Raw genomic sequence first — 26791 nt, forward strand, 5'->3', positions numbered from 1 at the left:
GCCTGCTCCGCGGCCGCGGGCAAAGTAGCCCCCCTTTCCGCGTCAGCGACCCACCAAGCCGCGCGCTCGGCTGGCGCCGGCGCCGGCGCCGCGCGGGGGTGCGGCCCGGTGTCCCCTGGCTTCAGTGCCTTTTTCCCCTCTCTTTTTTTCATTCCGCATGAGAACCACCCGCGTACCCTTCCCGCGCGGCGGGCGCCGACTCCTGGCCCCGCTGCTGCTGCTGCTGCTGCTGCTCGCCTATTTGCCGGGCTGGGCCCAGCAAGCGCAGCCCATCGGCAGCTTGCTCACTTCTCGAAACACCGCCCAGGCGTGGCGATTGGCCCTGCTAGCCTGGCTCGTGCCCCTGCTCACCTGGCTCGCCCCCCCGCTAAAAGCCCAATCCGTGCGCTGGCAAAAAACCTACGGCCTGCCTTATACCTCCGGTAGTTCTACTCAGACTTCCAATGACGTTAACGCGGCCGTCGCCACCCCCGACGGGGGGTTCTTGCTGGCCGGACAAACTACCCAAATCATCCCTGGCACCACCACCACGGGTTACTACGGGCTATTGGTTAAAGTGGATGTTAGCGGCCAGGTGCTCTGGCAGAAGACCTACGGCCAGAGCTATACCTTGACCTACACCTCCGGCACTTACACTCGCGCTCAGAGTAACCTCACTGCGGCGGTAGCAACCCCCGATGGCGGGTTCTTACTGGCCGGAAGCACTTACCAAACCAAATCGGGTGTTGATGTAGGCGTCTTTGGACTACTAGTCAAAGTGGATGCCGATGGCCAGGTGCTCTGGCAGAAGACCTACGGCCAAACCTTCTCGAATGGCACTTGTGCTTACTGTCTTATGGCTTCCAATTCCCTCAACGCGGTCGTAGCAACCCCCGACGGCGGGTTCTTGCTAGCTGGAGGCACTACCCAACTCGTCTCTGGTAGTGGGCATTCTGCTCTAGGTGGCTACGGGCTGCTAATCAAAGTGGATGCGACGGGCAACATGCTCTGGCAGCAGACCTACGGCCAGACCTATACCTACAACAACAGTCCTGCTAACGCTCGAACTATCCTCAATGCGGCCATAACTACTCCTGATGGCGGGTTCTTGCTGGCTGGATACACTACCCAAGATAGTCCTACTATTGGAAGTCCTGATAAATATGGACTGGTGGTTAAAGTGGATGCAGCGGGCAATACGCTCTGGCAAAAGACCTGCGGCCTGGCCTATACCTACAATAATTATAATACCACTGACAATGCCCTCAACGCGGCCGTGGCCACCCCCGACGGCGGGTTCTTGCTGGTTGGACAAACTACCCAGATCGTCCCTGGCACCACTACTTCGGGCACTTACGGGCTGGTAGTCAAGATGAATGCCAACGGCAGCGTACTCTCTCAGCAAACCGCCGGCCTAACCTCTCTATACACCTGGGCCTACGGCTCTGCCACTACCGCTGCCAACAACTTTAACGCGGCCGTGGCCATCCCCGACGGCGGGTTCCTGCTGGTCGGCAAGGCTACTCAAACTGTCGCCGGCAGCACGCGTAACAACTACGGGTTGCTGGTGAAGGTGGACGCTGGCGGTCGGGCCCTCTGGCCCGCCCCGCGCACCGTACCCCCCGCCGCTGGCCTAACTAATTACGCCCCCAAGGCCGTCATCACCATCTTGGGGGGCGGGGTGTTGCTGGCCGGGCAAGTTAATCAAAGCCCGGGCACGCCGGCGGGCCAGTACGGGTGGGCGGCGCTGGTGGACTCGGGCCTGCTGCTGCAAAAGGCCGATGGCACAGCCCAGGCCGCGGGCAAGCCGTTTCGCCTGCTCTGGCAGCCCGTGCTCACCGTCGGCGGGCTCGACAGCCTGGCCCGGCCGCAGCTGCGGGGCACGGTCACTACCTTCCAGGGCGGGCGCGTGCTGCTGCCCCCGTCTATGCAGGTGACCGACGCCAAAGGCTTCTACTTCTTCCAGGAGGCCAGCCCCGCGGCCGGCCAAGATACGTTGTTCTACGGGCTGTACGTACGCAACACGCCCCTCGCGAACGGGGCCACGGACGACACGCTGCGCCACCTCTACCAGTGCCGCCGCACCTTCGGCTCGCAGGCCGGCCCGCGAGCCGACTCGCTCCAGCCGCTCGCCCTCGGCACCCCGCCCGCCGGCGCGGCCCAAACAGCGGTTCCTGTGCAAAGAGAGACTTCTGCGTTGGCGCCGCGCCCCTCCCCTGTTCAGGCGGGCCGCCGACCAACCATGCCTAGGCGGCGCCTAGCCCCCCTTGCCACGCCGCAGCCGGCCCTGCTGGCTCCGCGGCAACGTGCGCACTAGTCCTTTTCTAATGATTTACCGCATTACTGGCGGCCTAACGCGCAATCTTCTGGCATTGGAGTAGCGCTCAGCGCCGGAATTCGACCTGTCTATTATTTCTTCTTCCGTTACTCATGAAAACAAAACGCGTACCCTTCTCCTACGGCTGGCGCCCAGTGCTGGCCTTCCTGCTGCTCCTGCTGGCCTCCTGGCCCAGCATGGCTCAAGACCCTCTATTTTCAAACCCTTCCTTTGAAGGCGTTGCGCCCCCGGCCATCGGCTCGTACGCGTTCGGGTGGAACTCCTGTACATACTCCTACGAACCATACCCTTACATATTTCCTAACGATACGCGGGTATATAATAATAGGAAGGGCACCAGAATTGCGCCCTCACATGGTGCGGCCTACGTGGGAATGTACGCTGGTGGTGAATACAGTGCCTCCTGCTACCATCGCTTAAAGGTGTCGCTCCTAGCGGGGCGTACTTACACCTTCTTAATGGATGTTGCCTATGGAAGCAAGTTTAGGAATGATTATGATTATGATGAGAGCCCAAACATCCAAGGTCCCGTCACGCTACGCATCAATTCGAGTTCGTCCGATTGCTACCGAATCACGAACCCTACCGTATTGTGGAGTAAATCCATCCCCCCCTCTCGCACCGGCTGGCAAACCGAGACGGTGACCATTACGCCCACTACCAATGTCGGCTACTTGCAATTTCAGGTTACCGGGACCACTAGTAATCCTTACACCGAAGGCGCGGTGCTGATTGATAACGTGCGCACTGTGAGCTTGGGCGGCACGGTGCTGCTGGATAAGAATGGGCGAAACCAGCCACCAGGGAAGCAGTTTAACCTGCTCTGGCAGCCCATCCTGGCGGCCGGCGAGCTAGACAGCTTGGGCCAGACGCAGCGGCGCGGCACGGTAACCCTCGCGTCGGGCGGGGGCATGATCCTCCCCCCCGCCCTGCAAGTAACCGATGCCCGGGGCTTTTACTTCCTGCAGGAAGCCACCCCCGCCGGCCAGGACACCGCCTACTACGGGTTCCATGTGCGCAACACAGTCGCCGCGAACGGCGCCAAAGACGACCTGCTGCGCGACCTCTACCAGGACAATAAGGACTACGGATCCCAGCAGGCCGGGCTGCTGACGGGCTTAACCTTTCCTCTCAATATCAACAGCTTAAGAGAGCTGCCCCTGCCCAAAGAGCTGCGCCTGGCCTCGCGCCCCGCCCCGCAGGCCGTGCTGGCCCCCTACGAACAGTTTACCGGCGGCAGCCTCACCGATTTCCAGGGCGGCGGCTTGGCCTTCACACCCAGTGGCAGCTGGAGGATCAGCAACGGGCAAGCCACTACCGGTACTTACACGAGCAGTGATTATTCTGAGCTCATCAGCCCCGCCTTCCGCCTCGACACCACACTCGTCAACCGCGGCGACGCCCTGATGGGCTTCGCAATCTACTTCGACGAGCAATACCGCTTCGAGAGCCGGTACGACAAGGGCCTGGTGCAGTTGCAGTACCAGAGCCCCAACGGGAGTTGGAGCCCGTGGATCCTGCTAAGCCAGCGTACGGGCCAGAGCCCCGGCACGGGCCAACGCACGACGTACTTGAGCCTGCGCGACCCGGCCTTGTGGCACAAACAGGTGCGGCTCAAATTTAGCCTCTCCTGCGACTTCAGCATCCAGTTTGGGGGCTGGACTATCGACAACGTTACGGTGCGCCAGATCGTGACCACCCCGCAGATCCGCACCGCCTTCGCTACGACGGAACCCGGGGTGCCCGGGACCGGGGTCCGGCCGCGCATCCGGCCCGGCGAGCGGCTCACCCCGCCCATCAACGGCTTCGAGCGCTGGGTCGTGCCCGCCCTCGAGCGGCTACAGCAGAACGCCTGCCGGCTGGACGTGACCTTCGTCGTCAACGGCGCCTACCTCTCGCCCAACGCGTTTTACCAGGACCTGCCCCAGCTGGTCAACAACAACCTCGACCAATTGGCCCAGCTGCTGCAAGGGGCCCGGCAAACGTCCTGCAAGCGCGTGCGCTTCGTCGTGGCCGGCGGCCAGCAAAGCGTGCGGCCGGCCGGCACACCCTACAGCTACGACGTGGTGGGGGCGCCGCCGGCCTCGAACGCGCACCTGAACCTGGGGCAGACGGACCTGCTCCAGCTCAAAGACGCGGTGCTGTCCAAGCTGGCTTACACCGCCTGGCAGAACACGGTCCAGCCCCAGAACGGAGCCGTCATCCTGCAAGATTACCTGCAGCGCAGGTACGGCGCCGAGCCCGAGCCTGGCGTCAAACGCGTGGTGGTGGTGCTCAACAACTCCGATGACTTCGACGACGCGCTCTTCAACGTGCCCACCAGCCGCCCGCGCGTGACCCCGCAGGCGCTGCAGGCCCAGCTGCAGGCGTCGGGCGTCACGCTCGTCGTCAACAACCCGCCCCAGCTCAACCGGCCCTATTCGCTGGGCGTGCCCGGGCCGCTGCGGGCTACGGCCACTCTCAACTACCAGGACCGCGACCCGAAGTATATGCTGCTCGACCTGGCCGCCGCCGGCGCCTGCACCCCCCAGGACGAGACCTGCGACCCCACCCTGGTGCTGCAAAAAGCGGACGGCACGGCACAGGCGGCGGGCAAGGCCTTCCGCCTGCTCTGGCAACCCATCCTCTCCGTCGGCGGGCTCGACAGCCTGGCCCGGCCGCAGTTGCGCGACACGGTGACCACCTTCCGAGGCGGGCGGGTGCCGCTGCCGGCCACTCTGCAGGTGACCGATAGCAAGGGCTTCTACTTCTACCAGGAAGCTAGCCCCGCCACCGGGCAGGACACGTTGTACTACGGGTTGTACGTGCGCAACACGCCCCTGGCGAACGGGGCCAAAGACGACACGCTGCGCCACCTCTACCAGTGCCGCCGCACCTTCGGCTCCCAGGCTGGATTGCTGGGTGGCTCGCTCGCCCCACTGGCTTTCGGTAACCCGCCTGCAGCCGCGGCTCCACGCGCGGCCTCGGCCCGGACGGCTCGTCCCGCTGCCGTCCTGACCAGTCGACCACCCACCGCCCCCCGGCGACCCGCCGCCCCCCGGCTTGGCCCGCCGCCAGCCCGGCCCGCCTGGCGGCCGCGGGCCCGCTAGAGCCTGTTCCTTTTCTCCCCCCTGCTTGCCCCGTGGCCCGCGCACCCGCTGGGCGCCGCGCCCACTAGTTCCTTTTCCCCTCCATTTCTATTTCTGTTGCCCGTGAAAACGCCACGCCTACGCTTGCCCTCTGCTCCGCGCGCCTGGCGCCGGTGGTTAACTGCGCTGTTCCCCCCGCTGTTGCTCTTGTTGCTCGTTTCCGTGCCGGGCCAGGCGCAGCAAGAGGCGCCCGAGCCCATTCGCAGCCTGCGCGAGCTGCCGCTGCCCAAGGAGCTGCGCCTGGCCGCGCGCCCCGCCCCGCAGGCCGTGCTCGCGCCCTACGAGCGCGAAGGCAGCGGCGCGCTCACCGACTTCCAGGGCCAGGGCCCGGCCTTCACCCCCGCCGGCAGCTGGACCATCATGGGCGGCCAGGCCCGCACCGGCACGAGCACCTACCAGCCCAACGAACGCGCCGAGCTCGTCAGCGCCCCCGTGTTGCTCGACACCGCCCTGACCGACCGGGCCTACGCCCTGATGGGCTTCATGCTCTACTTCGACGAGCGCTACGCCCTGGAAACCGGCCACGACGTCGGCGCGGTCTACCTGCAGCACGAGCGGCCCGACCAGAGCTGGAGCCCGTGGAGCCTGCTGAGCCAGCGCACGGGCCAGCGCCCCGGCCCGGGCCTGCGCACGACCTACCTGAGCCTGCGCGACCCGGCCCTGTGGCAGCGGCGCGTGCGCGTCAAGTTCGTGCTCGAGAGCGACTGTGCCACCCAGTACGAGGGCTGGACCATCGACAACGTCGTTTTCCGCCAGATCGTCACCACCCCCCAGATCCGCCTCGCCTTCGTCCCCGGGCTCCCCATGGCCCCGATCGGGCCGAACACCGGGGGCCTGCCGCGCGTCCGGCCGGGCGATCTGCTCCACCCGCCCATCAACGGCTTCGAGCGCTGGCTCGTGCCCGCCCTCGAGCGCCTGCAGCAGCACCCCTGCCGCCTGGACGTGACCTTCGTCGTCAACGGGGCCTACATCATGTACAACTCCATTGTGCAGGACCTGCCCCGGCTGGTCAACAACAACCTCGACCAGCTGGCCGAGCTGCTGCAAGGCGCCCGGCAAAGCTCCTGCAAGCGCGTGCGCTTCGTCGTGGCCGGCGGCCGGCAAGACCCGCTGCCCGACGGCACGCGCTTCAACGCCACCGTGTTCGGGGTGGTGGCCAAGAACTCGAACGACCACGTAAACTTGCAGCAGACCAACCTGGCGGACCTCAAGCAGCGGGTGGCGCCCCTGCTCGCCCGCAACTGGGACCAGAACACGGTCCCCCCGCAGAACGGGGCCTTGCTGCTCAAAACGTACCTGGACACCTACTACGGGGCCACGCCCGAGCCGGGCGTCAAGCGCGTGATCGTCGTGCTCAACAACTCCGACGAGTTCGACAACTTTGATTTCAGCCACGGGCCGGTCGTCACGGCCCCGCAACTGCGGGCCCAGCTGGCGGCCCAGGGCGTCACGCTCCTCGTCAACACCCACCCCCAGCTGGCGAACCGGTACGGTTTGGGCGTGCTCCAGCAGGCGGCGGCGGTGACCTACCAGGACGCCGACCCCCAGCACATGCTGCTCGACCTGGCCGCCGCCGCCGCCTGCACCCCCCAGGACGAGCCCTGCAACGACGAGGACGAGGCGGTGCGCCTGGTGAGCGTAGACTTTCAGGGCGCCGACAACCACCCCATGCAAAAGCAGGCCGCGCGGAAAGAGGACCCCTGGCAGGACGACACGTACGCCGACGCGGGCAACCTGAAAATCGACTACCCCGAGTGGCAGGCCGCGGAGCAGGAGGGGCCGCCGGCCGTCAACGACCCGGTGGCCCAGACCCGGCAGACCCCAGCCGTGATGGAAGTCCAGCTGCGCGTGGGCCGGACGGCGGCCACGACCGGGACCGTGACGGTGTACCGCGACGGGGTGGCCGTGGCCCGCAAAGCGGTCAGCCTGCAACCCGGGCTGAATACCATCGAGGACTGGACCTGGGAGCAGCACGTGTCCGATGTCACGGGCGAGCAGCAGGTGGACTTGACCTGGCGCTTCACCCCCGAGAGGGGGGCCGAACAGTTCCTGGCCGCCACCACCCATACCTTCTTCATTCTGCTGGATAAGCTTGTCTTGACCGGTGACGATAAATACATCGGCCGCACGGCGAAGCGGATGCAGTTCGCTGCGAATGCCACCGCCGACATTTGCTGCAATCGGCAGGATGCCCAAGAGCCCGGCGCAGATGAAACCGATGGCTCGCACGTTACCGTCCTGACCCTATCGCCCAAGAAAGAAGCCGTCTTCAAGGCCTTTGACTATTTCCAAAGAAAGAACATTAATTTTAACCCGTACTGTGTCCCATGTGAATCAAGTCAGACAACATGGAATATACTCGATGGACTCAACAACAGCTCTGGGGATTGTGGAAGTTTGGCGGAACTTATGCAGATAACATTGGCAATGGGAGGCGTCGAAGCGCAGCACAACTACCTTTTTGCCACCACAAAAAATGACCTTTCTTTTTACAAGGACGGTAGAACAGGCTGCTTAGTGGATTTGGTTGAGAAGCGAGACTTTGTTGTCAATGGGCAGACGAAAAACTTGCAACTGATGTACCTAAACGGAGGAGATCCAGGTATCAACATAAAGGAATCGGTTACCTATGCGGAAGGGTTTCTGATCGCTCCTGCTGTAGGCATTTGGACTGATCCTGTTGATGTATTGACCAATTTTATCTGTCCCAATACGGTAGAATCTGGTAACTATCAAGTTTGGGTAGAGAACATAGGAAACAATATGGTAATAGTTCAAGAAATTCCAGGCCATTATCCAGAGCCGTTTCCTTTTAATTGTTTAAAGTCTACTACTTTCAGCTATAAGGGCCAAGGTAAGGTCAAACGCAAGATCCAGCCCAAAACGGCAACTGCTTCTGCGGTCCGTACAGTAACAGCTGCTACGGTAGCAGCAACATTGGTAGCAACCACGACAGCGGCCACCACTCTTGAAGTCCACCCCAACCCGTTCCAGGACGAGTTCACCCTTGTGTACGAGCTGCCACAACCCGACGAGGTAAGCGTACTGCTGCAGCCGCTGGCCGGCGGCCGAGCTACGCTCCTGCTCACTAGCAAAAAGCAAGCGGCCGGCCGCCAGCAGCTCACTCTGCGCAGCGCAGGCGTGTCCGCCGGCCTGTACCTGCTCATCGTCCGCGGCCAGCACGGCTTCGAGTTACGCCAGAAGCTTGTCAAGCTGCCCTAGCAGCTGTTATGGACTGGTAGGCTGAAAAATGCCTTTCTTTGGCCAATAACAGGCCGACGAAGACGAGGAAAATTCTTCATCCGTTGCATCACTAGCATAACCCACTTGCTGTGCCGTACCCCTAATTTAGACCACCAGTCCATAACAGGCTCTAGGGGTATAGTTCCGGCGTGAGGTGGGTGGAGTAAAGATAGCCGGCGTTTTTTGCCACGGTACCCAGCTCGCCGCCCCCCGGCTTGGGGAAGCGCCGCCAGTTCCTGCTCAAAGAAGGCAAAGAGCGGCGCGGCGCAACTTCAGGCTATGCTGCAGTCGTTTCTAGCCGTAGGCCAGGCGCTGCAGGCTACTCAGGCTCACGCGTGGGCCCGGTTCCCGGCCCACACGGGGCAACAACTGGCGCCGCTGCTCGGTGGCCTGCCCGAGCCAGGTGCCTACTTTTTTGGGCCACCGCGTCGAGTTGCGGCGGCGGCCCAAGCGCCTTCCGCCAGGTTGTCCAGGCCCCGATCCTGCCAGCGGGTGAGCCAGTGCGGCGGCAGTCAACCCAGGAGCAGGGCGCAGTAAAGCAGAAGTAAAATCTTGTATATCTATACGATTACTTCTGCACTACTACGTAAACGGTTCGCAAGCTACCAGGCACGTAATGCACGAGTTACCCCCTGATTCATGGCGTAAACCCGCCGCTCGTTACCTCCGTGACCAAGCACGAAGGCGCAGCAAGTGAGGCACTTGCTGCGCCGGAACCCTCTACGGAATTTTGTTTCGAAAAGATTTTGATTATTTCATCCTGCGGAGCCTCGGCTGCCGGCGCTAGCGCGGCGTCACATCCTGCACCCCCAGCAGTAGCTTGCTGGTAGGAGCCCCGTCGCCGGTAATGCAGCGGCCGTACACCCGCAGCTTCCGCCCGCCCACGTTCGGGAAATCACCTTCGAGCAAAAAGTCGTCGAAGGTTTGGTGAGGGTCTCGCAGCAGCGCTTCGAGGCGTTGGCGCAGGGCGGGCTGCCACCAAGTGCCGCCGTTGAGTTCGGCCAGGAGCTGGCCCCGGGGCCCGGCGGTGGGCAGGCCAAAGAGCTCGATAAATGAATGGCTGATGGCCAGCACCCGCAGGTGGTCGTCGAGCACCAGCAGGGGCTCGCGCACGGCCTCCACCACGGCCTCGGCCATGCGGCTGCTGGCTTGCAGCTGGGCTTCGAGGGTTTTCAGGTCCGTGATGTCGGTGAAGGTGATAACGGCCCCGCTAATGTAGTTGTCGAGGGTGCGGTAGGGCAGAATGCGCATGGCGTACCACTCGCCGGTGGTAGTCTGGATGCTGGCTTCGACGCTCACCAACCGGTCGAGCACCAGGCGCACGTCCTGGGCCAGGCTTTCGTGGCGCAAGGTGCTGGCGAAGTGCGTGATGGGCCGGCCCACGTCGGCCGGCAGCAGCGCGATGATGCGGTGCACGGGCGGTGTAAACCGCTTAATCACCATGTCGTTGTCGAGGAAGATGGTGGCGATTTCGGTGGCGTCGAGCAGGTTCTTCATGTCGTTGGCCGCCAGGCTCAGCTCCTCGGTTTTGCTGAGGTACTGCATGTTGAGGGTCATCAGCTCCTCGTTGAGGCTCTGCATCTCCTCCTTGTTGGTCATGGCCTCCTCGTTGGTGCTTTGCAGCTCCTCGTTGGCGCTTTGCAGCTCCTCGTTGGTGCTTTTCAGCTCCTCCACGCTGCTCTCCATCTCTTCGATGGTGGTTTGCAGGCGGTGCTTGGTGTACTGCAGCTCTTTTTCGAGGGCCGTCACCACGGCGTCGCGGCTGAGGTCGCTGCCGAAGGCAGTTTTGCCCAGGCGCACCTTGCGGGGCGTGGGCTGCTCCTCAAACACCACCAGCAGCAGGCCGGCCAGTTGCTCGGGCTCATCGAGGTACTTCACCGTCACGCGCAGCAGCTGCACGCCGGTCTCGGTTTTCACCTTCACGTTCTCGACCACGGCCTCGGCGCGGGTGGTGGTGGCCTTGTGCACCGCCCCGCTGATTTCGTAGTTCAGCTCCTCGCGGGCCATCTCAAACACGTTCATGCCGCCCAGGCCGGGGGCGGGCTCGAGGTAGCGCCCGGTGCGGCCATTCACGTACAGGATTTCGCCTTTGGCGTTGATGACCACGGCGGGCGGGGTGTACTGGCGCAACAGCAAGCGCTGCACCAAGGTAGCGAAGGGCCCTTCTTTGCGGGGAGAAGATAGATTCATGGTACCGGCCACCGGCGCGGGGCTGACCTGCTGGCGCGCCAGAGAAAAAGGAAAGGTGACAATACGGGTGAGGGTGGCCGCGCCCTCGGCGCGCCGCGAGATTTTCCATTTCACGTCCAATGCAACGAACAGGTCCTGGAACCCGGTGAGGGTTTCGCTCGGCCCCAGCAGCAGCAGCCCCCCGGGGTTCAGGGCGTAGTGAAACACCGGAATGATGTTTCGCTGCAGCTCGGCCGACAAGTAAATCAGCAGGTTACGGCACACCAGCAAGTCCAGCTTGGTAAAGGGTGGGTCCTTGATGAGGTTGTGCACGGCAAAAATCACCACGTCGCGGACCTCTTTTTTAATCTGGTAGTGGCCGTCGATCTTCGTAAAGAACCGGGCCAGCCGCTCGGGGCTCACGTCGGCCTCAATAGATTCGGGGTACAGGCCGGCCCGGGCAAAGTCGATGCCGTCGACGTTGATGTCGGTCGCGAATAGCTGAATCTTCAGGTGCTTGTACGGCTCCACCCGTTCGAAGCATTCGAGCAGGCCGATGGCTAGGGTGTAGGCCTCCTCGCCGGTGGAGCAGCCGGGAGCCCACACCCGCACCACGCTGTCGGCGGGCTTTTGGCGCAGGTAGGGCAGCAGCCGGGCCTGCAAGTTATCGAACGCCTCCCGGTCGCGGAAAAACTTGGTGACGCCAATCAGCAGCTCTTTGAACAGGGCTTCCACCTCGGCGGGGTTTTCCCGCAAAAACCGCACGTAGTGGGTAAACTCCCGAATCTGATGCGAGTTCATGCGGCGCTCGATGCGCCGGAACACGGTGTTGCGCTTGTAAAAGGAGAAGTCGTGCCCGGTTTGGGCCCGAATCAGAGTAAAGATTTTTTGCAGGGCGTGGGCCGGCTTGGAGGCCGACTCGGCCGACTCACGGCGGGGCCGGGCGTGAAATGGCTTGCGCACGTACTCAAGCAGCTTGGCGGGCAACTGCTCGGCGGGCAGCACGTAGTCGACAAACTCGGTGGCCAGGGCCGAGCGCGGCATGGCGTCGTACTCGGCCGTTTCGGGGGCCTGCACCATCACCATTCCAAAGTTTTCCATCACCATTTTCAGGCCGATGGTGCCGTCGGAGCCCATGCCCGAGCAGATGACGCACACGGCCCGCTCGCGCACGTCCTTGGCCATGCTCTGGAAGAAGTAGTCGATGGGCAGCCGGCGGCTGGGCGGCAGCGTGGGTGCGAACAGCAGCAGGGTGCCGTGCAGAATGCTCATGTCGCGGTCCGGTGGAATCACGTACACGTTGTTGGGCCGCACCCGCAGGCCGTCGACAGCTTCGTGCACGTCCATGCGGGTGAACCCTCGCAGCACCGCCGCCAGCTCCGAATGCTGCGTCGGGCTCAGGTGGCAGATGACCACGAAGGCCATGCCGCTATCGGGGGGCATATGCCGAAAAAACTGTTCGAAGGCCTTCAGCGAGCCGGCCGAGCCGCCCAGGGCCACTAGCAGAAACTTATCTTCGGGCTCTTCCGACCGCTTGTTTAGGCGCGCCGGGGCCGGCAGGGCGGCCTCCTCGGGCAGTTGGTCTTCGGGCGGGGTGGCGGGCCCCCCTGGCTGGTCGGGGGGCAGATCGGGGGGGGCAGATTTCATTTAGGCAGGCGTAAAGCGCACGAACCACAAGTAAGATAACGGCTTGGTTGCGCGTCGCGGAGCTAAGGATTTCGTTATCGTTAGGTGGCCGGGGCGGCCCCAGTAGCATAAGCCCGACCGTAGTGCGAGGCTTTACCAAAAATACTTGAAAAATGCGGGAAGCGTAACCTTTTGGCCTTTTCGCGCCGTACCTAAACGCCTAATTGCTCCCCTGCTCTTGCCTGCCCCCACGTATCTCATTGTCATTGGCACCTCCGCCGGCGGCATGCCGGCCCTGGTGCAGTTGGTCGCGCAGCTGCCGGCCACGCTGAACGCCGCCGTGTTGGTAGTGCAGCACTTCGCGCCCGACTCCGACGGTCCGCACCTGGCTAACCGCCTGGCCCGCCACGCCGCCCTGCCCTGCCGCATTCCCAACAACGGCGACCTCCTTGAAACGGGCACCCTCTACCTGGCCCCACCCGACCGCCACCTGCTGGTGAAGGGCCCCGAAGCGCCCCACCTGCTGGTCACCAAAGGCCCGCGCGAAAACAATTACCGGCCCGCAATCGATACGCTGTTTCGGTCGGCGGCGGTAGCCTACGGGCCGGCCGTGGTGGGCGTAGTGCTCACGGGCATGCTGCACGACGGCACCGCCGGCCTTGAGTTCATCAAGCGCTGCGGAGGCCGGGCCGTGGTGCAGCACCCCGACGATGCCGAGTACCCGAGCATGCCCGAAACGGCCCTGCGCAACGTGGCCGTCGACCATGTAGTGCCCCTCGAAGCCATGGGCCAGCTCCTCGAAGAGCTAACGAGCGGCCCCGTACCTTCCGGAGGAGATTTGACTATTCCCGAAGATTTAAAACAGGAGGCCGCCATTGCGGAAAGAGTCGTGGGCAACACCGAAGACATCGACAAGCTCGGGCAGATGGCCCCCCTCACCTGCCCCGACTGCGGCGGCAACCTCTGGGAAATCACCCACGGCAAGGTGCTGCGCTACCGCTGCCACACGGGCCACGCCTTCACGGCCGACACCCTGCTGCGCGACTCCGAGCACAGCCTGGAAGAAACCCTGTGGGTGGCCCTGCGCATGATGGAAGAGCGCAAAAACCTGCTCACCAGCATGGCCACCCACGGCAGTACGCTCTACGCCGTGCAGCAAACCGAGCGGATCGAAGAGCTGAAAAAGCACGTCAACCGCATGCGCGAGTTCTTGCTAAACGGCCTTTCCAATCGCCACAACGCCACCGACCCCGCCGCCAGCAGCGACTGAGGAAATAAAGTAGGGACTTCGGGCCCCGGGCCTGACCTACCGTTAGTGGCTGCAACCGGCGACTGGGCTTTATTTCACTACCCCCGCCCGTCCCGGGCTAGTTGCCACAGATACCAGGCCCTTCAGCCGGGCCCGCTATCTTAAAGCGGTTCTCCAGTCAGGAAACGGTTTTTTAGGAATTAAAAATGAAGAATTAAAAATCGGCTGGTCCATTTTTTAATTCTTCATTTTTAATTTTTAATTCTTTTCCAAAAACTGCTCTGGTTTATCTTTAAGCAGTTGGCAGCGTTCCAAAGCGGGCCTTCAAGTCCTCGTAGATAGCCGTCGAAATGGCCAGGTACTGCACCACCGTCGTGGTCGACTCGGAGGACTCGCCCTTACTGTCGAGCGTGGTGGTTACGTTTTCCAGCGTTAGGTACTGGCAGGTGGCGTCGTTGGGGGCGCGGTACAGCTTAAGGCGGGCAAAGGGTTCGGTTTTGGACGTGGCCAGGTGCGGGGTGAGGAGATGAAACTGGCCACTTTCGAGGGCCGTACGGGAGGAGGCCTCGTCCTGCAGGTAGCCCACGGGATGAGCCAGGGTTTCCTCGTCGGCCCACTCGTTGGCCAATTCCGAGAAGGGCTCCTCGGCCTGTGAGTAAGCCAGTAAATAAGCGCCCCCCACAATAATCAGGGCCTCAATACTCCAAACAACCCACAAAAACACGCCCGTGGGAGTAGTGCGCTTCACCGACCAGGTGCCGGTTTTGTTGATTTTCTCAATGGCCTCCCACATCTGGCCGGGGCTGGTGAGGATGCTGGCCAACAAGCTGGTGCTAAAGGACGTGCTGGTGTCGGCGTCGCGCCCGGTGCCGGTGGTTTCCGAGTTAAAAAGCAGCGTGAGGTATACGCCCCACTCCAGGTACACCGCCGCCAGGCCCACCAGCAGGACTAAGATCAGTACGCCCCGCGGGCTGCGCAGCTTGCCGGCCCGCACCAGTATCATTAACACCGCGCCGAGCAGGAGCCCGAAACCCAGGCAGAAAAAAACGTTGATGTATACGAAGGGAATGTACCACTCGGCGTAGATGTAAACCAGGGCCAGCACGGCCGCCGTCACCACGCCGCCGAGTAAAAAAAGTAGCACGCCGCCCAGGGGCATCCGGTTAGAAGGCTGGTAATAAAGACTCATGAAATAAGAAAAAAGATGAAAGATAGCTTCTACCCGCAAGAAACGAAAAGCCAAGCATTAGGCCAAATCCGTGTTTAGCTTAGACTTAATCCCGCTGCGTACGCTACCCGGCTGCCAGCAGCTATCGAGTGGCGGCAAGCCTCGGGAGCTTCGCCCCCATACGGTAGTCCGTGGTGTTTTTTTTGTTACCCCAGCCAACGCGTTTGGGTTGCGCCGGGCAGCATAATCGCCTGAGTTCGCGGCGGCCTACCCGCGGCCGGTAACCGGCAACTGGCAGCTCGCCCCGCACGATTGTTCGGGTACCAACTTTGGGCGCCGTACTTTTGTCCCCCGTCATGCCCGAACGCTCAACCCCCTCCCCCTCCGCGTCGGCCGCGAAATACATTTTCGTTACCGGCGGCGTCAGTTCTTCACTCGGCAAAGGAATTATTTCCGCCTCGCTGGCCAAGCTCTTGCAGGCCCGCGGCTTCCGGGTCACCATTCAGAAGTTCGACCCCTACATCAACATCGACCCCGGTACGCTCAACCCCTACGAGCACGGCGAGTGCTACGTAACCGACGACGGCGCCGAAACCGACCTCGACCTGGGCCACTACGAGCGCTTCCTGAACACGCCCACCTCGCAGGCTAACAACGTCACCACCGGCCGCATCTACGACACGGTAATTCGCCGCGAGCGGGAAGGCGCCTTCCTCGGTAAAACGGTGCAGGTCGTGCCCCACATTACCGACGAGATTAAGCGGCGCATGCTGCTGCTGGGCGAAAATGGCCAGTTCGACGTGGTGATTACCGAAATTGGCGGCTGCATCGGCGACATCGAGAGCCTGCCCTTCGTGGAGGCCGTCCGGCAGCTCCGCTGGGAGTTGGCCGACAGCGACTCGCTGGTTATTCACCTCACCCTGCTGCCCTACCTGAAAGCGGCGGGCGAGCTGAAAACCAAGCCCACCCAGCACTCCGTGCGCGACCTGCGCGAGGCCGGCCTGCAGCCCGACATCCTGGTCTGCCGCTCGGAGCACCCCATCCCGATGGAGATGCGCCGGAAAATCGCGTTGTTCTGCAACGTCAAAATCAACTCCGTCATCGAGTCGCTCGACGCTGACAGCATTTACTCCGTGCCGCTGCTCATGCGCAAGGAAGGGCTCGACGAGCGGGTAATTAAGCGCCTGAGAATGACCGGGGGCGCCCAGCAGCCCGACCTGGAAGCCTGGAAAGACTTCCTCGGCCGGCTAAAAAACCCCACCGAGGAAGTAACCATCGCCCTGGTGGGCAAGTACGTGGAGCTGCCCGACGCCTACAAGTCCATCAACGAGGCTTTCGTGCATGCCGGCGCCCAAAATGAGTGCAAGGTCACCTTGCGCAGCATCCAGTCCGAGCACATCACGCCCGAGAACGTGGCGAGCTTGCTGCACGGCTGCGACGGCGTGCTGGTGGCGCCCGGCTTCGGCGAGCGGGGGTTCGAGGGCAAGATTTCCGCCGTGCGGTACGTCCGCGAAAACAACATTCCGTTCTTCGGCATCTGCCTGGGCATGCAAGTGGCCGTGGTCGAGTTCGCCCGCCACGTGCTGGGCCTGTCGAACGCCAACTCCACCGAGATGGATGCCCTGACGCCCTACCCCGTCATCGCCATGATGGAGGAGCAGAAAAACATCACCCAAAAAGGCGGCACCATGCGCCTCGGCGCCTACGTCTGCGACCTGCGCCGCGGCTCCCGCGCCGCCAAGGCCTACGGGCGCAATCACATCAGCGAGCGCCACCGCCACCGCTACGAGTTCAACAACCAGTTTCTCGCTCAGTTTGAGGAAGCCGGCCTGCACGCCACCGGCACCAACCCCGAAACCGGCCTGGTGGAAGTGATTGAGCTGCCGAATCATCCCTGGTTCGTGGCCGGGCAGTTTCACCCCGAGCTGAAAAGCACGGTGGAGAACCCCCACCCGCTGTTTACGCGCTTCGTGCGGGCGGCCATTCAGCACCGCAAAGGCTAGCCCGACGCTATTAGAGGATGGGGTTCAGTTGTCCACTAGATGCTTTGACACTACAGCCCCGTACGTTAATAAGAAGCTGTTTGAGTTAATAAAAAATCAGTTTTGAACGTCCTGCTTTATCTGGCGTCCGCTGGTCGAAGCAGGACCATTTTTATATACTCAAACAGCTTCTAAGCTGACTAAAAAGCTCATTCATACTAGTAAGCAAGGCGTTGGATATGCATTCTAAAGCGCTTAATATTGGATTTGTCGTTTATCCAGGCTTCACCGGACTAGATTTGGTTGGTCCGCATGAGGTGCTGGTTCGAGCGAATACGCGTTGTTACCTTATTGGCAAGACCACCGCACCTATTAGGTCGGATCGGGGCCTTCAGATAATACCTGATGTGTCCTTTGATACTTGCCCAGCTCTGGACGTTCTGGTTGTTCCCGGGGGACCTGGTCAAACCCCTGGGATGGAGGACAATGAACTCATCAGCTTTCTGGCTCAACGGTCAGCGCAAGCACAATGGGTCGCTGGTGTATGTACGGGTGTTCTTCTCCTGGCTCAAGCCGGAATCCTAAAAGGCAAGTCTGCTACAACCCATTGGCTAGCAATGGCAGAGCTTAGGTGTCTGGATGCACATCCCGTTGAGGAGCGCATAGTCCGCGATGGCAGGATAATAACTGGGGCGGGCGTCTCCGCGGGGATTGATATGGCGCTAACTTTGGTTGCTATCGTTTTCGGAGAAGAAGAAGCTCAGCGAATTCAGTTAGCAATGGAATACGATCCACAACCTCCGTATGACGTTGGCACGCCAGTTAAAGCGCCTTCCCATATCGTAGAAAAACTTCGTAAGACTAGTCGATTTAATCGCAATTGAGACGATACAGTTCTTCAAAAATGAATAGTACCGGTTGGTTGCTATTAACTAACATTCTTGAGCCCGATGCTTTATCCGGTTGTTAAAGAGGAAAAGTATGGGTTTATCAATTCCCGGGGAGAATTGCTCGTAGAACCTATTTACGACCTTGTAGGGCGTTTCTCGGAGGATCGGTGCATTGTGGAAAAATTTCCGGCAGAGGGAGACCGTCTCCAGGAATATGTTGACTACCGGGGTCAGGAAGTTGTTTCTCCAACCAGGCTACAAGGGTATATAGACTCCAGCGGTCAGGAAGTTATCGCTTTGAAGCATACGCCATTTTGCTCATCTTTCAGTGAAGGACTTGCCCAGTATGCGGACGCTATTGGGCAGCTTGGCTTTATTGATCAATGGGGAGAATTTAAAATTCATCCTCAATTTAACATAGAATACGAAGGAAACGTCAGTATGAGCTTCAGCGAAGGCGTAACTGCCGTTGCTACTGAGGTCGGCTGGAAATACATTAATAAAGAGGGGGAAGAATTATTTAAGGATCGATTTGAAACAGCAAAGCGCTTCCATGATGGCTATGCCCTTGTCAGTCAGCTACGGCAAGCTTCTAAAACGGAGAATTATGTAATTGAGGATTTCTTCTTTATTGATAAAGCAGGGCACCGTCTGGAAACCATACCTTGTACCATTGGTAGTACCAATCCGGGATTTAGAAATGGTCTCTGCCAGGTTATCTTCCCTGAAGCGGGTGGGATATTCAAGGACAACCGGATAGGTTTTCTCAACACGGATGGAAACCTGGCTTTTGAAGAAGGTTTTAGCCATTCTTCTGGTTTTCATCAAGGCTTATGCATTGTCGAAAAGCGGGGTGGCAAGGCTGGGGTCATCAATACAAAGGGAGAATGGGTAATTGAACCGCTGTACGATAATATTGGCTTATTTAACTATGGAATTGCTGCTTTCCAGCAAAATCAGAAATGGGGGCTGTTAAATCAGCAGGGAGAGGTGATACTTTCTCCCCGGTTTTCATTTATCGATAGTTTTCGCGGATATCTTTCACCTTCGGAGCCCGACTCCAATCCTGAATTTCAGGATCTTACCGTAGCGATGATTGAGGAACCAGGGAGAAAGAAGCGAAAAACGGTTGAAAAATGGTACATTAATCGAGCCGGCGAGATCGTGAGTCCATTTGACCTTTCGGCTGGCTGAAATGGAGGCTGGCGTACTCAGGTAATAAGCTGCTGCGCATCCCGGTTTACTGTTTTGCGGCCCGGAGTTCTTGCCGTAAGGCTTCGGGGCAAAGAATTAAGTGCGTAACGGCTTACGCTACTTATCCGGAAATAACCTGGCGCCGAATTTTTGCTCCGCGGGCACATCCCCACAGGTCAGTTTCTCACAAGCCAGGTAAGCAAAAACGGGCAGCGGGGGCTACGCGCCAGCGTGCGCCCGGCACACGATTCGCACCGTACCTTTGTCCTTTCGCAATCTTACCTTAGTAATGGACAAAAACCAAGCAACCGGCCTGTTCCTCATCTCGGCCTTGCTCCTCGTGTATCTGTTCTTCTTCAGCCCGAAGAAGCCCGACGAAAAAGCCCCCGGCAAGGCTCCGGCCCCCACTACTGCCGCTACGGCCCCCGCTACGCCACCGGCCGCCCTGCCCGCGGAAGCCCCGCTCGATAGCACCGCCGGCCCGGCCCAGGACCTTACCCTGACCAACGCCAACCTGACCGTCACCTTCTCGACCCGGGGGGGCCGCGTAACGGCCGTGCGGATGAACAAGTACAAGACCTTCTTCGGCCAGCCCCTGGACTTGTTCGACGCCAAAAGCGCCCGCCTCGACACCCGCTTCCGCACCACGGACGGTAAAACCATCCGGTTCTCGGACCTGATTTTCCAATCGGTACGGGGGCAGGGGACCGACGGGGCCTCGGTGCTCACCTTCACGGCTCCGGTGGCGGGGGGTAGCATCGTGCAGACCTATACCCTGCCCGCCAACAGCTTCGAGCTCGCCTACAATCTGCGCCTGAACGGGCTGGAGCGGACCGTCGCCCAGGAGCCTCTCACCTTCACTTTTGTGGACCAGGTGCGCCAGACCGAGCAAGACCTTAAGCAAAACCGCAACCACACCACCATCAACCACTACCTGGCCACCGGCGACCAGGGTGCCCTGGCCGAAGCCAGCGAGAAGCCCGAAGAATACAAGGCGGCGGGCCCGGTTAAATGGGCCGCTCATAAGCATGACTTCTTCGTGGCCGGCCTCATTGCCGACCAGCAGCCCTTTAGCGGGGGGGCTTTTAACTCCAACGTGAATCTGGCCGATTCCGCCACCATCAAAACCTTGAACTCAACGCTGCTGCTGCCGGTGGCCGAAGTAGTGCAGGGCAAGGGCCAGTACCGCTTCTTTTTCGGCCCCAACTCCTTTAATCTGCTGAAAAGTATAGCGCCCGAGTTCGACCGCAACGTGTACCTGGGCTGGGGCTTGTTTCGCTGGGTCAACCGCTTCGTGGTGCTGCCGGTATTCCACTTCCTGGAGCAATTCATCGATTCCTACGGGCTGATTATCGCGCTACTGGTACTGCTGATCAAGCTCGTAACGTGGCCCCTCACCTACAAGACCTACGAGAGCCAGGCCCGGATGAAGGTGCTCAAGCCGGAAATCGACCAGCTCAAGGAGAAGTACGGCGACGACCAGACCAAGCTGCAGCAGGAGACGATGAAGCTCTACCAAACTTTCGGGGTGTCGCCCCTCAGCGGCTGCGTACCCACGCTGCTCACCCTGCCCATCCTGTTTGCCATGTTCCAGTTCTTTCCCAACGCCATTGAGCTGCGGCAGCAGAGCTTCTTGTGGGCCAAGGACCTGAGCAGCTACGATGTATTTATCAAGCTGCCCTTCTACGTGAAATGGTACGGCGACCACGTCTCGATGTTCACCCTGATGATGACGGCCTCTACCCTGCTCATGACCTGGCAGAGCAACCAAACCAACACGGCCATGCAGGGCCCAATGAAAACCTACAGCTACCTGATGCCCATTATCTTCCTGTTCGTGCTCAATAGCTTCGCCGCCGGCCTCACCTGGTATTACTTCGTGTCTAACGTTGTTACTTTCGCTCAGCAGGCCATCACCAAGTCTTTCGTCGACGACACCAAGATTCGCGCCCAGCTCGAAGCTAACAAAATCAAAAACAAGGATAAGAAGCCCGGGGGGCTCCAAGGCCGCATTGCCGAGGCCATGAAAGCCGCTCAGGAGCGCGAAGCCCAGGCTCGCAAGAAGCAGTCGTAGGCTAGCTCAGCCAAGCACGCACTGCGGCAAAGCCAGGACCGGGATGGGGCTGCGAATACTCACGTTCGCGTCCCGATCCCGGCCCTGGCTTTGTCGTGTAAGGCGGGTGGCTACTTCCCGCCAGCAAATCCGGGAGTGTGCCCTCAGCAGCCACGCGGTAACTGCTCGCCTGGATTAAGTAACTACTAATCCAGCCGGAGGGACCGGTTGAGCCGTGGTGTCTAGGTACCAATACGGATCTGCTTTATTTGGCTGCGGACAGAGGCTCCTTGCTGGTTGTAAGATTTTACCAAGGGCTGGCTGCCGGCAAGCCAATCCCAAGTCGCCAATCTGTGCTTATTACTAATTCTGCCACTATCATTTTTAATATTTAATTGCACTATTTTAATCATCGCAAAGAGCAAATCATTAACCAATGATGAACCTCATGCAATAAAAATTATTTTTAAGCGCAACGTATTGACTTATCAGAATTTATTTCAACCTTTGCCAAGCTGCATTCAACCCGCATAAATGCCATTTTATCGGCGATATGACTTTGCTTGCTGACTATACCTAATAGAATAACCAATAGATTATGTTGCCGCTAACCCGGGCCAACGCTTTTATACATATCCAATTTATCTATTCCCAACATTAGGTTCCGCAACTAGATTATTTTATAAAATACCAGTAAGCATGGACTAAACTAGCAGCGAGGATGTACGAGGGCTTCAGTCGACTTAACCAAGAATTGTAAAAGTGAGTAATGTCGTTCCGGAGCCATAAAACCCGTACCATCCTGTGAGTGATGTTGCTATATCTTAATCTGTGTAAAACGAGCTAATCGCTTCGGCGCCGGCGTGTAATAGTGCTGTTATCGGCCTGATAACAAGCCTGTCAGCGGGTCGGGCAACTAGCGGATATTGCTACGATTCACAACTCTTAATTCTACCCGCAATTACTATGGGAATTGCCTCTACCGTAACATCTTATGCAGCAGGACTGGAGCCGCGGCTGGCCGCTTCGCTAGGTCTTAACTCAACGGCAACGACGGCGTTGCTACATAAAGCGCTCCCAATAATGGTGCGTAGCCTGTACAAAGCCGACGGCTTGGGTGGCCCCGAAAACGTTTGGAATATGTGCCAGCAGTTTTACCACGCCCATGCGCATACCAATCTGGCGGAGTTGACCCGGGCCGATAGTGGCTGGCCCGAACACCGTCGGCGCCTGGCGCAGGCGCTGTTAACCAACGGCCGTTTTATGGCCCTGGCGGAGTACCATGCCCCGGCCACTCCCGAGCGGGCCGGCCAGTGGCTGGGCTGCCTGGCGCTGGTAACGCTGGCCACTGCCGGGCAACAGGCTACCGAAAATTACCTGGATGCCAAGTCATTACAGCTTTGGCTACAAAAACAAGTCGCCGTTGATCAGGGCCTATCCGCACCCAGAAGAGTAGCTCTAGTAATGGCTCCCCAGCCCGCGCCCATCACGATCAAGGCTCCGTGGTGGCCGTTGCTGCTGCTGGCCGTAATGAACATATGCGCCAGCAGCTATTTCTATCAGCGGCAAACTGTGACCGCTAAGGTGCCACTACCTGCTCCTACTGCTAAGGACTTGGCCACTTCGCCGCGGCAGGTGGTAGCGGTACCGTCGGTTTCTCTTACGACCCCGCAAGCAAGCGTTGCCAAGCCCGGACGCGCGCGGGCTCACGCCGCCCTGCCCGCGTCGTCGGCCCCGGCTCCCAATACGCCGGTTGCTCTCGCGTCGACAGCCCCCAGGAAAACCTCCGCCCCGAGTTCATTACGGAGCTTAGCAGAGCTTTCTACAACTAGCTGGCCCGGCGGGCAGCAGCTGCCCAAGCAGGTTCCGATGCCAACGAGAATACAAGCGGCCCCAACTCCAGCTGAGCCCCCTCGCTGGTTCAGCAGGAAGATGACTCTACCGAAATCCTGCTTTACAAACGCCTCGGCAACCCCGACGTGGCCAACCGCAAGCCCACTGCCCCCGTCCAGCTTTCCTTGGCCCTCGGCGACCCCACGCTCGAGTAGGTCGGCGCCAACCTTGTAAAATCGTTTAGTGAGGCCGGGGGCCGCACCAGTGGCGCGCCGGGGCGAGTAGTTAGTGGGCGTAGCCCGGGGCCGCTGCCTGCCCAACGCCGCGCTGCAGACCGCCCTTCGCCCGATGCCTCTTTCGGGACACCCGCCCAAGGGAGCTGTCCATCTGGCTGGCTGTTAATGAACTGGCCACCAATTTGGCTCTTATTCAGGACGTGGGGCGGCATGTGGTGGGTATCGGCTAAGTTTTTCACCCCGCTCCGGCTCGCCGACGTTCCAGCCGCTCCCGCCGCGACAAGCTTACCAGCCTTACGAAAATCGCAGGCACGGTTTTCGTAAGGCTGGTTTTTTACGTGCCTATTTTCACGCCCTCACTCACCAGGCCGTCGTTTCGGCTCCGTATCATGCGCTATCTCACTGTTTTGTTTCTCCTATTCGTCGGTAGCTGCGCGCTACTACCCGCTGCTTGCGCCCAACAGGCCGTGCCTCAGCGAGTAAAAACGAAGAAGCCAAGCCAAAAGGCGCCCACTAAAGAGGCCCGCCCCAAAGCCCCGGCGGTGAGCGCCGAAGCGGACCCGGTACTTATTTTTGAGCGCACGCGCTGCTTTGGCACCTGTCCGGCTTACTCCATGCGAGTTTTTGCCGATGGCCACATAGCCTACCAAGGCGACTGGGGGGTGCCCATCCTCGGCCCGAAAGAGCTTAAGCTCCCCCCCGCCACCCTAGCCGAGATACTCCGCCAGGCGCAGAAAGCGCGCTTCGACCAATTTAAGAGCCTGTATTCGCAAAATACCAGCGACTTACCCAGCACTATAGCATCCATCCGGCAAGCCGACGGTCGCATGAAAACCGTGGTCGTGGAAGAAGGAGCCCCGGAAAATGTGCTGGCGTTCTTCAGCTACCTCACCAACCAGTTCGATCAGCTCGCTAACCTCCAGGCCGAAAAGTAAAACGCAAGGCGGGCGGGCTCTTAGCGAGAGGCAGCCAAGCAAGTAGGGCACTGGTCAGCGAACCGACTATCCCGGCGCCCTTTTAATCTTTGCGCACCCGCTCCAGCAGCAGCTGGTTCATGGGGTTGGGGGTGAGGCCCCGCACGTTGTTTTGCGTGAGGCGCACCACTTCATCGTAATAGAGGCTGATGACTGGGCTCTCGGCCACGATTATCCGGTCCATAGCCTGGTAAAGGGCCGTGCGGCGAGCCACGTCCTGCGTGCGGCGGGCTTCGTCGTAGAGCTGGTCGTAGGCGGCGTTTTTAAAGTGAGTTTTATTGGGACCGGCCGGGCTGAAATTCGGGCGGTAGAACAGGGCCAGGTAGTTTTCCGCGTCCGGGTAGTCGCCCAGCCAGCTCTTGGCGAAGAAGGCCACGCGGCCATTGTCTACCAAGTCCTGCTGGGCGGCCGATTGGTTGATGTCAATCTGCACCTGTACGCCCACGTCGGCCCACTGCTTCTGCAGGTATTCACCTATCTCCTTGCGTTCCAGCACCGTGCTCAGGCGCAGGCGCAAGGGCCGCTGCGGGCCGTAGCCCGCCGCCCGCAGCAGCTGCCGGGCTTTCTGCGGCTGGTAGGTATAGCCGGGGACGGCCTTTTCGGAGAAGGAGGGCAAGGCCTTTGGTACGAAGCCCGAGGTGCCGGCGTGCCCGACCCGGTTGAGCAGGTAAGTTAGCATTTCGGGTTTGTTGAGGGCGTAGTTCAGCGCCTGCCGTACGCGCCGGTCGCGCAGGGCCCGGCCCTGGGCCGCCTGCTCGCCGGTGAGGTTGGCCGAGTCGAGCTGCATGCCCAGGTACTCGGTGTTCAGATACGGCACTTTCTCCACCCGGAATTTGCCCTTAAAATCTTCCCGGAGGGTGCCGTCCGGGTACATAATCAGGTCGCGCGAGCCAGCACGGATGCCCGACAGGAAATCCAGCTTGCCCTGCTGAAAGGTCAGGAACTCGGTTTTGCGGTCGGCCAGGAAGCTCACGGCCACGGCGTCGAGGTAGGGCAGCGGCCGGCCGTGCCGGTCGCGGCGCCAGTAGGTCGGGTTTTTCTCGAACAGCAGCACGTTGCCCTCGTCCCAGCGCTTAAACCGGAACGGCCCGGTGCCAACCGGGTGCTCGCGGAAGTCCTTGCCGTACTTGGCCACGGCCTCGTGGGGCACTACGTAGGCGTAGTGCATAGTCAGGATGCCCAGGAAGGGAATAAACGGCTCCTTGAGGTGAATGCGCAGGGTCGAGTCGTTGGCGGCGACGAAGGCGGTGTCGCTGGGGCTGCCGTCGGGCTTTTCCAGGACCTTGCCCCGGAAAATCCAGCCGCCGGTGCTGGCCGTGCCAGCGTCCAGAATACGCTTGAAGGAAAATACGAAGTCGGCCGCCGTTACCAGCCGGCCCCGGCCGTCGGGGAAAACCTCGCTGTCGTGAAACCGCACCCCCGGCCGCAGCACGAAGGTGTACAGCCGGCCATCGGGCGAAATACTGAACCGCCGGGCCAGGGCTGGGGCCGGCAGGAGCGTCGAGTCCAGCTCCAGCAAGCCGTTGAACAGCTGCTCATCGGCCCAGCGGTTGGCTTGGTTGCGGGCGAAGGCCGGGTCGAGGGAGGTGAGGGCTTCGGGCTGGTTGTAGCGGAACACGCGGCGCTCGGCCGCCGCCGGGCGGGCCGCCTCGTGGCAGCCGGCCAGGGCCAGCAGCACGGCCCAGAGTCCAAACAGTTTAGCTAATGAACCGGCCCACTGAGCCAAAAAAGGGGGCATGCGAATAAGGAAAGAATGTATCTTTGTGCAATGCTACGGCAAAAGTTATTAGTTCTTAGTTGTTCGTTATTCGTTGCTCGTTACTCGTTTCCAAGGTTCCAGAAAGCCCAAACCAGTAACGGAGAACAAACAACCACTGATGAGCAACTGACAACGAACAACGAACAACTACTCAAATGGGAAAAATTATCGCGGTAGCCAATCAAAAAGGCGGGGTGGGCAAAACCACTACCTCCATCAACCTCGCGGCTTCCCTGGCCGCCCTGGACTACCGGACCCTGCTCGTCGACGCCGACCCTCAGGCCAACGCTACTTCCGGCGTGGGCTACGACCCCAAGGACATCCAGAACAGCATTTACGAATGCATGGTGGACGGCATCAACCCGCACGACATCATCGTGCCCACCAACATTCTACCCCACCTCGACCTCATGCCCTCCCACATCGACCTGGTGGGCGCCGAAGTGGAGATGATCAACCTACCCAACCGCGAAGAAAAAATGAAGGAGGCCCTGCGCCCCCTCGCCGAGCAGTACGACTTCATCATCATCGACTGCTCGCCCTCGCTGGGCCTCATCACGGTTAACGCCCTCACGGCCGCGCACTCAGTGATCATCCCCGTGCAGTGCGAATACTTCGCCCTCGAAGGTCTGGGCAAGCTGCTGAACACCATTAAGATCATTCAGAGCCGCCTGAATATCGAGCTCGAAATCGAAGGTATTCTGCTGACGATGTACGACGTACGCCTGCGCCTGAGCAACCAAGTGGTGGAGGAAGTACGCATGCACTTCCAACAGCTGGCTTTCGATACCATTATTCCTCGTAACGTGAAGCTGAGCGAGTCGCCCAGCTTCGGCATTCCCGCCATTCTGCACGACGCCGAAAGCAAGGGCTCGATCAGCTACCTGAACCTGGCCCGCGAGATCGTGGAGAAAAACACCGTGGAAGCCCGGCCCGAGGAAACTGCGGAGGACGAGCGGATTTAAGCGGG

General features: G+C 60.3%; 15 protein-coding genes. 11 read left to right on the plus strand and 4 right to left on the minus strand.

All coding sequences use genetic code 11. From position 1 onward, the window contains the following. The first annotated feature begins 157 nt into the window (after window positions 1–157). The 3 genes from IC235_RS20720 to IC235_RS20730 all read left to right on the plus strand — a co-directional run bounded on the left by IC235_RS20720 (window position 158) and on the right by IC235_RS20730 (window position 8667). Window positions 158–2296: a hypothetical protein gene (locus IC235_RS20720; protein WP_191007127.1), complete on the plus strand. Its 2139-nt coding sequence runs from the start codon at window positions 158–160 to the stop codon at window positions 2294–2296. Window positions 2297–2409: 113 nt separating this feature from the next. Then, complete coding sequence (locus IC235_RS20725; protein WP_191007128.1) at window positions 2410–5406, plus strand: hypothetical protein; 2997 nt, start codon at window positions 2410–2412, stop codon at window positions 5404–5406. A 102-nt stretch (window positions 5407–5508) separates the two neighbouring features. Next, window positions 5509–8667 carry a hypothetical protein gene (locus IC235_RS20730; RefSeq protein WP_191007129.1) on the plus strand — a complete coding sequence of 1053 codons (3159 nt, stop codon included), beginning with the start codon at window positions 5509–5511 and terminating at the stop codon, window positions 8665–8667. Window positions 8668–8982: 315 nt separating this feature from the next. On the opposite strand, the gene IC235_RS20735 is transcribed toward IC235_RS20730, so the two are convergent. Both IC235_RS20735 and IC235_RS20740 read right to left on the minus strand, forming a co-directional pair. Beyond that, window positions 8983–9138 (minus strand): hypothetical protein, encoded by a 156-nt coding sequence (locus IC235_RS20735; protein ID WP_191007130.1) that lies wholly within the window; start codon window positions 9136–9138, stop codon window positions 8983–8985. A gap of 333 nt (window positions 9139–9471) precedes the next feature. Further along, entirely contained in the window at window positions 9472–12504 is a 3033-nt protein-coding gene (locus tag IC235_RS20740) for a CheR family methyltransferase (RefSeq protein ID WP_191007131.1), read from the minus strand. Between the two features lie 217 nt (window positions 12505–12721). Here IC235_RS20740 and IC235_RS20745 point away from each other — a divergent pair, with 217 nt between their 5' ends. Further along, a complete protein-coding gene (locus IC235_RS20745) occupies window positions 12722–13753 on the plus strand; it encodes a chemotaxis protein CheB (RefSeq protein ID WP_191007132.1) in 1032 nt (343 codons plus the stop codon). Between the two features lie 271 nt (window positions 13754–14024). Here IC235_RS20745 and IC235_RS20750 read toward each other — a convergent pair whose 3' ends face one another. After that, complete coding sequence (locus tag IC235_RS20750; RefSeq protein ID WP_191007133.1) at window positions 14025–14921, minus strand: hypothetical protein; 897 nt, start codon at window positions 14919–14921, stop codon at window positions 14025–14027. 335 nt (window positions 14922–15256) lie between these two features. On the opposite strand from IC235_RS20750, the gene IC235_RS20755 reads away from it, so the two are divergent. The 6 genes from IC235_RS20755 (at window position 15257) to IC235_RS20780 (ending at window position 24023) form a co-directional block, all read left to right on the plus strand. Continuing rightward, entirely contained in the window at window positions 15257–16903 is a 1647-nt protein-coding gene (locus IC235_RS20755) for a CTP synthase (protein WP_191007134.1), read from the plus strand. A 218-nt stretch (window positions 16904–17121) separates the two neighbouring features. Then, window positions 17122–17766 carry a DJ-1/PfpI family protein gene (locus IC235_RS22905; RefSeq protein ID WP_191007156.1) on the plus strand — a complete coding sequence of 215 codons (645 nt, stop codon included), beginning with the start codon at window positions 17122–17124 and terminating at the stop codon, window positions 17764–17766. A gap of 66 nt (window positions 17767–17832) precedes the next feature. Further along, on the plus strand, window positions 17833–18966 hold the full coding sequence (locus IC235_RS20765; protein WP_191007135.1) for a WG repeat-containing protein: 1134 nt from the start codon (window positions 17833–17835) through the stop codon (window positions 18964–18966). Window positions 18967–19255: 289 nt separating this feature from the next. Beyond that, window positions 19256–21040, plus strand: a complete 1785-nt coding sequence (yidC, locus tag IC235_RS20770) for a membrane protein insertase YidC (RefSeq protein ID WP_191007136.1) — start codon at window positions 19256–19258, stop codon at window positions 21038–21040. 1062 nt (window positions 21041–22102) lie between these two features. Further along, window positions 22103–23086, plus strand: coding sequence for a hypothetical protein (locus IC235_RS20775; protein ID WP_191007137.1), 984 nt, complete (start codon window positions 22103–22105; stop codon window positions 23084–23086). A 409-nt stretch (window positions 23087–23495) separates the two neighbouring features. Beyond that, window positions 23496–24023, plus strand: a complete 528-nt coding sequence (locus IC235_RS20780; protein WP_223847458.1) for a DUF6438 domain-containing protein — start codon at window positions 23496–23498, stop codon at window positions 24021–24023. An 82-nt stretch (window positions 24024–24105) separates the two neighbouring features. On the opposite strand, the gene IC235_RS20785 is transcribed toward IC235_RS20780, so the two are convergent. Continuing rightward, a complete protein-coding gene (locus IC235_RS20785) occupies window positions 24106–25800 on the minus strand; it encodes an ABC transporter substrate-binding protein (RefSeq protein WP_191007139.1) in 1695 nt (564 codons plus the stop codon). Between the two features lie 176 nt (window positions 25801–25976). Between IC235_RS20785 and IC235_RS20790 the strand changes: the two genes are divergently transcribed. Continuing rightward, entirely contained in the window at window positions 25977–26786 is an 810-nt protein-coding gene (locus IC235_RS20790) for a ParA family protein (RefSeq protein WP_191007140.1), read from the plus strand. Window positions 26787–26791 lie beyond the last annotated feature (5 nt).

It is taken from the genome of Hymenobacter montanus, from assembly GCF_014699115.1.
Taxonomy (GTDB): Bacteria; Bacteroidota; Bacteroidia; order Cytophagales; family Hymenobacteraceae; genus Hymenobacter; species Hymenobacter montanus.

Bases quoted from the DNA above. Each gene is read 5' to 3' on its own strand.
- IC235_RS20755 (WP_191007134.1), top strand. From the start codon at position 15,257: ATGCCCGAACGCTCAACCCCCTCCCCCTCCGCGTCGGCCGCGAAATAC.
- IC235_RS20785 (WP_191007139.1), bottom strand. From the start codon at position 25,800: ATGCCCCCTTTTTTGGCTCAGTGGGCCGGTTCATTAGCTAAACTGTTT.
- IC235_RS20775 (WP_191007137.1), top strand. From the start codon at position 22,103: ATGGTGCGTAGCCTGTACAAAGCCGACGGCTTGGGTGGCCCCGAAAAC.
- IC235_RS20720 (WP_191007127.1), top strand. From the start codon at position 158: ATGAGAACCACCCGCGTACCCTTCCCGCGCGGCGGGCGCCGACTCCTG.
- IC235_RS20750 (WP_191007133.1), bottom strand. From the start codon at position 14,921: ATGAGTCTTTATTACCAGCCTTCTAACCGGATGCCCCTGGGCGGCGTG.
- IC235_RS20765 (WP_191007135.1), top strand. From the start codon at position 17,833: ATGCTTTATCCGGTTGTTAAAGAGGAAAAGTATGGGTTTATCAATTCC.
- IC235_RS20740 (WP_191007131.1), bottom strand. From the start codon at position 12,504: ATGAAATCTGCCCCCCCCGATCTGCCCCCCGACCAGCCAGGGGGGCCC.
- IC235_RS22905 (WP_191007156.1), top strand. From the start codon at position 17,122: ATGCATTCTAAAGCGCTTAATATTGGATTTGTCGTTTATCCAGGCTTC.
- yidC (WP_191007136.1), top strand. From the start codon at position 19,256: ATGGACAAAAACCAAGCAACCGGCCTGTTCCTCATCTCGGCCTTGCTC.
- IC235_RS20790 (WP_191007140.1), top strand. From the start codon at position 25,977: ATGGGAAAAATTATCGCGGTAGCCAATCAAAAAGGCGGGGTGGGCAAA.
- IC235_RS20725 (WP_191007128.1), top strand. From the start codon at position 2,410: ATGAAAACAAAACGCGTACCCTTCTCCTACGGCTGGCGCCCAGTGCTG.